9 protein-coding genes are annotated in these 6,589 nt (G+C 76.5%); 6 read left to right on the top strand and 3 right to left on the bottom strand.

The annotated features are described in order from the left end of the window. A partial coding sequence (locus tag PH190_RS30410; RefSeq protein ID WP_274235289.1) for a hypothetical protein occupies nt 1-470 on the bottom strand: 470 nt, incomplete at its 3' end. 67 nt (nt 471-537) lie between these two features. After that, complete coding sequence (locus PH190_RS30405; protein ID WP_274235288.1) at nt 538-1,518, bottom strand: hypothetical protein; 981 nt, start codon at nt 1,516-1,518, stop codon at nt 538-540. A gap of 128 nt (nt 1,519-1,646) precedes the next feature. Here PH190_RS30405 and PH190_RS30400 point away from each other — a divergent pair, with 128 nt between their 5' ends. From PH190_RS30400 to PH190_RS30385, 4 genes are all read left to right on the top strand, one after another. After that, nucleotides 1,647-2,099 carry a Fur family transcriptional regulator gene (locus PH190_RS30400; RefSeq protein ID WP_274235287.1) on the top strand — a complete coding sequence of 151 codons (453 nt, stop codon included), beginning with the start codon at nt 1,647-1,649 and terminating at the stop codon, nt 2,097-2,099. After that, the gene (gene ygfZ, locus PH190_RS30395; protein ID WP_420791729.1) at nt 2,096-3,256 is read left to right on the top strand and encodes a CAF17-like 4Fe-4S cluster assembly/insertion protein YgfZ; all 1,161 of its coding nucleotides are present in this window, start codon (nt 2,096-2,098) and stop codon (nt 3,254-3,256) included. Before PH190_RS30400 ends, ygfZ begins: the two co-directional genes overlap by 4 nt. Then, nucleotides 3,253-4,227, top strand: a complete 975-nt coding sequence (locus PH190_RS30390; protein ID WP_274235286.1) for a threonine ammonia-lyase — start codon at nt 3,253-3,255, stop codon at nt 4,225-4,227. The genes ygfZ and PH190_RS30390 overlap by 4 nt, the downstream gene beginning before the upstream one ends. A 94-nt stretch (nt 4,228-4,321) precedes the next feature. Further along, nucleotides 4,322-4,894 (top strand): RsiG family protein, encoded by a 573-nt coding sequence (locus PH190_RS30385; RefSeq protein ID WP_274235285.1) that lies wholly within the window; start codon nt 4,322-4,324, stop codon nt 4,892-4,894. A 57-nt stretch (nt 4,895-4,951) separates the two neighbouring features. Here PH190_RS30385 and PH190_RS30380 read toward each other — a convergent pair whose 3' ends face one another. Beyond that, a complete protein-coding gene (locus PH190_RS30380; protein ID WP_274235284.1) occupies nt 4,952-5,857 on the bottom strand; it encodes a DUF8083 family protein in 906 nt (301 codons plus the stop codon). A 137-nt stretch (nt 5,858-5,994) separates the two neighbouring features. Between PH190_RS30380 and PH190_RS30375 the strand changes: the two genes are divergently transcribed. Next, nucleotides 5,995-6,183 carry a DUF3073 domain-containing protein gene (locus tag PH190_RS30375; protein ID WP_274235283.1) on the top strand — a complete coding sequence of 63 codons (189 nt, stop codon included), beginning with the start codon at nt 5,995-5,997 and terminating at the stop codon, nt 6,181-6,183. A gap of 131 nt (nt 6,184-6,314) precedes the next feature. Then, nucleotides 6,315-6,533 carry a hypervirulence associated TUDOR domain-containing protein gene (locus PH190_RS30370; protein WP_274235282.1) on the top strand — a complete coding sequence of 73 codons (219 nt, stop codon included), beginning with the start codon at nt 6,315-6,317 and terminating at the stop codon, nt 6,531-6,533. Nucleotides 6,534-6,589 lie beyond the last annotated feature (56 nt).

The raw sequence follows: 6,589 nt of genomic DNA, 5'->3' as shown, positions 1-6,589 counted from the left end.
GGAGCGGGGGCATCGGCGTCGGGGCTGGTCGGGGGGTCGTCGGTGGCACCGTCCGTGGCGTGGTCGGTGGCGCCGTCCGTGGGGCCGTCGCCGGCGTGGCCGGTGGCGTCGGGACCCTCCGCCTCCTCCCGCGCCAGCTCCGTGGCGAGGCGGGCGCGGATGGCGTCGACGTCGAGCGGGGAGGTGTCCGGCTCGGCGTAGCGCGTGGCGGCCGCGGCCTCGGGACGCCCGGAGAGGTTCGACACCGGGGTGCGCACGCCGACGCGGACGACCTCGGGCGTCGGTCCCGTCCAGGGCGCGTCCGGGTTGACCCGGCCGGCCTCGAGGGCCGGGGGCGGCCAGGCGGCGGCCGCGGCGGCCCGGCGCGCCCGCCGGCGGCGGAGCGCGGAGAGCACGAGCAGGACCACCGCGATGACCACGAGGACGGCGGCGACGACGATCCACGTGATCGGGGATGCGAGCACACCCATGGTCGGCGACAGTACGCCGTCCGGACGCGTCGAGGCGCGCGTTCCGGTGACGGACCGTCGGACGGGGTCACCCGTCCGCCGCACGCTCCGGGGTCGCGGAAGCGGCGCGTGTCGTCCGGTCGGACGAGTCGCCGCCCTCGGTGATGTCGGCGGTCGCCTCGCTCGCCGTCCCGGTCGCCGGGGTCTCGACGGCGTCCACCGCAGCCGTGTCCGCAGCCGTGTCCGCCGCCGTGTCCGCCGCCGTGTCGGCTGCCGTCTTCGCCGCCGTGCCGGCTGTCGTCTCGGCCGCCGTGTCCATAGCGGTCTCCCCCTCGGTCCCCGCGCCGCCGTCGACGGCCGCCGGGGCCACCGTGACGGTGTCCTCGGCCGACGCGTCGGGGCCGGGGTGCGGCGCCGCGCCGTACGGCCCGTGCGGGCGCGGGCCGGGCGACGGCGGGCCGGGCGGGCGGCCCGGGCCACGCCACGGACCGGGCGGTCCGACGGGCCCACCCTGCGGCGGCCGCGGCGGTCCGGGCGGCGCCGACGGGCGCACGGGGCCGGAGACGATCTCGTCGAGGCGCCCGCGCAGGCGCACCAGCTCGTCGACGACGGCGTCGCGCTGCGCGCGCAGGTCGGCGAGGGCGGCGCGGGACTCGGCGTGCTCGGCCAGCAGCGACTCGGCGGCCTTGCTGCGCACGAGCTGGGCCTCCTGCTCGGCGGCCTGGAGGATGCCGCGCAGGCGGTCGTTGAAGGCGCCGACCATGTCGGGGCCGCCGGACGGCTGGTCGCCCGCCGGTGAGCGGCGCGACTCCGGGATGGTGTCGGAGAGCCGGCCCTCCAGCGCGGACGACGCCGCGGCGCTGCCCCGTCGGCGCTCGCGCACCGCGAGCTGGGCGCGCAGCTGGGCGTTCATGCGCCGCAGGCCGGCGACGTGCTCGTCGACCTGACGACGGTCGTAGCCGCGCAGGACGACGTCGAAGTGCGGGCCGGGACTGTCCTCCTCGACACCCGAGAGATCCAGGTAGTGCTCGGCGTCGGGCGGTGTGCGTCCCTGCTCACCGGTCGTCATCGTCACCTGCCTGCTGCCGGGGGTCCCCGGCGCCGTCCGGTCCGGCGCGGGAATCCCCGATCGTAGGGACCGGCGCCGCCCGGTGCACGGAGCCGCACCCGCTCGGCGGGGTGGTCGGGACGCCTACCATGAATGGGGTGGACACCGAACTGCGGCAGACCCTGCACCGCCGCGGTCTGCGCATGACGCCGCAGCGGCAGCTGGTGCTCGACGCCGTCGCGGAGCTCGGGCACGCGACGCCCGAGGCGGTCTGCACGCGGGTGCAGGAGACGGCGCCGGCGGTCAACATCACCACCGTCTACCGGACGCTCGACCTGCTCGAGCAGCTCGGGGTCGTCAGGCACACCCACCTCGGGCACGGCGCGCCGACGTACGCGACGTCCGAGCACGAGCACGTCCACCTCGTCTGCCACCACTGCGGCCGCGTCGACGAGATCGACGTGACCGTCCTCGACGACCTGACGGCCACCCTGCGCGCGTCGCACGGTTTCCGCCTGGACGCCACCCACGTCGCGCTGTCCGGCTCCTGCCGCGACTGCGCGGACCGCGCCGACGCCGAGCTCGCGGAGGACGCACCGTGACCACCTCTCCCTTCGACGAACCCGGGGCCGTCGCGCCGGTGGACGCCGACGCCGCCACCACCACCGCCGCCACGAACGCCGACGCGGCCGTCCCCGCCCACTACGGCGACCCGTTCGGCGAGCAGCGCGCGATGACCCGTCGCGCCGGCGTCGTCGACCGCTCCCACCGCGGTGTCCTGCGCGTCACCGGTCCCGAGCGGCTGAGCTGGCTGCACCTGCTGCTGTCCCAGCAGGTCGCCGATCTGCCCGACGGCGGCGGCACCGAGGCGCTCGTGCTCGACGCGCAGGGCCGCGTGGAGCACCACGCCGTCCTCGCGCACGTCGACGACACGGTGTGGCTCGACGTCGAGCCCGGCCGGGCCGCCGCGCTGGCCGACTACCTCGACCGCATGCGCTTCTGGTCGCAGGTCGAGGTGGCCGACGAGACCGAGGCGTGGGCGCTGCTCTCGGTCGTCGGTCCCGCGGTGGACGAGGTGCTGACCAGCGCCGGCGTCCCCGCCCCGCACGGCGACCACGCCGCGGCCGCGCTGCCCGGCGGCGGGGTCGTGCGCCGCATGCCGTGGCCCGGTCCGGACGCGGAGGCCGCGGTCGACGTCGTCGTCCCGCGCGCCGAGGTGGGGTCGTGGTGGTCGCGGCTGCGCGGCGCCGGGGCACGCGCGGCCGGCCACGACGCCTACGAGGCCCTGCGGGTCGCCGCGCTGCGCCCGCGCCTCGGCACCGACACCGACGAGCGCGCGATCCCCCACGAGATGGGCTGGATCGGCGCCGCGGTCCACCTGCACAAGGGCTGCTACCGCGGGCAGGAGACGGTCTCGCGCGTCGCGAACCTCGGCCGCCCGCCGCGCCAGCTCGTGCTCCTGCACCTGCAGTCCGGCGACGACCCGCTGCCCCCGCCCGGCACCCCGGTGCTCGGCGAGGAGGGCGGGCGCGCCGTCGGCCGGCTCGGCTCGGTGGTGCGCCACCACGAGCTCGGCACCGTGGCGCTCGCGCTGCTCAAGCGCTCGGCGGTGACGTCCGCGCCCGGCGGCGCCCCGTTGTGGGTGGCGCCGGAGTCGGAGGACCTGGTCGCCGGCCCCGCCGCCGTCGACCCCGACTCGATCCCGCCGGACACCGGCGAGCCGCCCGGGCGCGCGGCGATGCGGCGCCTGCGGGGATGACGGACCCCGCACTGCTCGGTCCCGGCGACGTCGCCGCGGCCGCCGCGGTCCTCGACGGCGTGGCGGTGCGCACCGCGGTGACGGACCTCGCGCCCGGCTTCGCGGTCAAGCGCGAGGACCTCCAGCCCGTCGGCGCGTTCAAGGTGCGCGGCGCCTTCCACGCCGCGAGCCGGCTCGCTCCCGAACGGCGGGCGGCCGGGCTCGTCACCCACTCCTCGGGCAACCACGGCCGCGCCCTGGCCTGGGTCGCGCGTCGTCTCGGCGTCCCGTGCACGGTCGTCGCCCCCGACGACGCCGTCGAGGCCAAGGTCGCCGCGATGGCGGAGCTCGGCGCGCGGCTCGTCCGGGTGCCGGCCGACGAGCGGGAGTCCGCGGCCGACGCCGTCGTCGCCGAGACCGGCGGCACGCTGATCCCGCCCTACGACCACCCGCACGTCATCGCCGGCCAGGGCACGGTCGGCGCCGAGATCCTCGCCGATCGCCCCGACGTCGAGCAGGTCGTCGTGCCGATCGGGGGCGGCGGGCTGATCAGCGGGATCGCCGCGGCGCTGCGTGGGTCCGGGGTGCGCGTGATCGGCGCCGAGCCGGAGCTCGCGGGCGACGCCGCGGCGAGCCGGCGGGCGGGCGAGCGCGTCCGCTTCCCGCGCGAGCAGGTGGCCGCCACTGCCGCCGACGGTCTGCGCGCCACGGTGCTCGGCGAGCTCACCTGGCCGCACGTCCGCGACCTCGTCGCCGACGTCGTCACCGTCGACGAGGAGGCGATCGCCGACGCCACCCGCCGCCTGCACGCCGCCGGCGTGCCCTGCGAGGCGAGCGGCGCCGTGGCCACCGCCGGGTGGCTCGCCCTGCCGCCCGCCGACCGCGCCCGGCGCACCGTCGCCGTGGTCAGCGGCGGCAACGTCGACCCCGCCTGGCTGGCCCGCGTGCTCGCCGACCAGCAGGAACGCTCGCCGGTGCCGACGTTCGGGTGAGGCCGGTGACCGGCGCGCGCGCGACACGCACCTCTCGACGCGCCGACCCCGGCGCGGGATGACACCGCCCGGTCGTGGCGCGCACCATGACCACATGATCGAGTTCCGGCAGGGTGGCCGTCGACGCCTCGACCGCGTGCTCGACCCCGCCTTCCTCGCGGACCTGGCGACCTGCCCGATGGACGACGTCCGCGCCAAGCGCGACGACGCCGCCCAGGAGGAGACCGACCTGTCCTACCTGCGGCGTCTGCTGCACGCGCGGATGGACATCCTCCGGTTCGAGCGGCGCCGGCGCGACGCGGAGGCGCAGGGCGAGGACGGTCCGTCGCTGGTCGACGAGCTGCCCCGCATCCTCGCCGACAACGCCCTCGGCCCGGCCGCCGGGCGCGGGAGGCACCACACCGTCCAGCCGTCGCGCGCCGAGTCGCACCGCCGGCACGTCGAGGCGCTCCTCGCCGACACCGGCCTCTCCGACGTCGCCACGCTCTCCGAGGCCGACCTCACCGCCGCGGCCGAGGCCTACGCGCAGGAGGAGGCGTCGGTGTCGGAGCACCGCGGGCGCGTGCAGCAGGTCATGGACGCCTGCAACGACGAGATGGGCCGCCGCTACCGCGACGGCTCGGCGTCGGTGGACGACCTGCTGCGCCGCGAGCGCGAGGGCGCCTGACCGCATGCGAGTCGTCGGCACGCCCATCGCCGTGCCGACTCCTCACGAGAGGGCCGGCTAGTTCGCGCGCTGGTGCACGGCGATGGAGGCCCAGAAGTCGCGCAGCCGGCGGTAGCTCGCCATCGCCCGCTCCGCGTCGCCCGCGCGGAGGGCCTCCAGCGCCTCGGCCACGTCCTCCGCGGAGGTGTCGGCGGCGAGGGTCTGGTCGTCGAGCAGCGCGACGATGCCGCCGTAGTCGAGCTCGACGAGCGAGCCCGGGTCGAAGTGGCGCAGCCAGCGGGCGGTGTCGCGCAGGACGTCGGACGGGCCGTCGTCGCCGAGGGTCTCGGCGAGCAGGTCGGCGCCGGCGTCGGCGCGCGCCAGCGCGTCGGCCATCGGGATCCGCCAGTAGCAGCGGCGGGCCGGCGCCTCGGGCGCGGTCACCGCGTCGTCGCTGGGCAGGACGAGGATCCGCTCGGCGGGCTCGACCAGCGCGAACCACGGCAGCGGCACCGTCCACGTCGCGGACACGATGTGGGTGGCCGAGTCGCCGAGCTCGGCGACGACCGCCTCCGCGCGCGAACGCACCACCGACTCCTCGGCGGGCAGGGCGGCCGAGCGCAGCACCGGCGTCTCGCTGGACAGGAAGCCGACGAGCGCGGCCGCCGCCCGCGGCCGGGTCTCCAGCGGGCAGACCAGCGTCTGCGGCCCCACCGGCTCCTGACCTGCGGCTCCGCCCGGACCGTCCGCGAGCAGGACGTCGGCGGGGGCCTCGATCGCGGTGCCGTCGACCCGCTCGCCGGGCAGCAGCCGTGGCGGAACGCCCAACTGTGCGCGAAGACACACGTCGCGATCGCGCCGCCCCGCATCGACCACCGGGACCGCTCCACGGGCCAGTCCGGCCCGCACCCGCTGGGCCAACGGTCCGCGCAACGCCCCGAGCGGCTCGTAGACACGCAGGTAGCAGACGAAGGGGGCGGGCACGGGCGCCGATCGTGCCATGTCACGTCGCGACCCCGATCGGACACACGGTATTGTCGGAACCACGAGAGTTACCTCAGATTTCAGGGGGCCGCCGGAGATGCTCCGGCCGCCCCCGCCCTGTGCGAGGGGGTCCAGCCATGGGACGCGGACGAGCCAAGGCCAAGCAGACGAAGGTGGCCCGAGAGCTCAAGTACAGCTCCCCGAACACGGACTTCGACGCTCTGCAGCGTGAACTGGGCAGCGGCGACGACCGTTTCGCCGCCCGTTCGGACGACGACGAGCAGGTCGACGCACGCTGGGGTGAGTACAGCTACGACGAGCGGTGACGCCCGCTCGGCGTCGAGTCGCCTGCTGACGCGGTCGACCCGCCCGGGGACGAGCACGCTTGATCGTCGTCCGGGCGGGTAACCGCGCGCACCGGTCGCTCACCCCGAGCGACCCCGCGCGAGGAGCGGTCGTGGCGAAGACGTTCAACAAGGGTGACGACGTCAAGTGGAACTGGGGCAACGGCCAGGCCGAGGCCTCGGTGAAGGAAGTGCACACCGAGCGGGTCGAGCGCCAGATCGACGGCAAGAAGCAGACCCGCAACGGTTCCGAGGACAACCCCGCCTACGTCCTCGAGCAGTCGAACGGCCAGACGGTACTGAAGCTCCACTCCGAACTGATGCCCGACTAGTTGTACTCGGCCAGGACGTTGGTGACGGTGGCTGACGGCGTGGCGAGTTGAGGCAG

Source organism: Actinomycetospora straminea, assembly GCF_028737255.1.
Taxonomy (GTDB): domain Bacteria; phylum Actinomycetota; class Actinomycetes; order Mycobacteriales; family Pseudonocardiaceae; genus Actinomycetospora; species Actinomycetospora straminea.
Note: the sequence above shows the minus strand (reverse complement) of the source record. Positions and strands in the feature narration are given on the sequence as shown.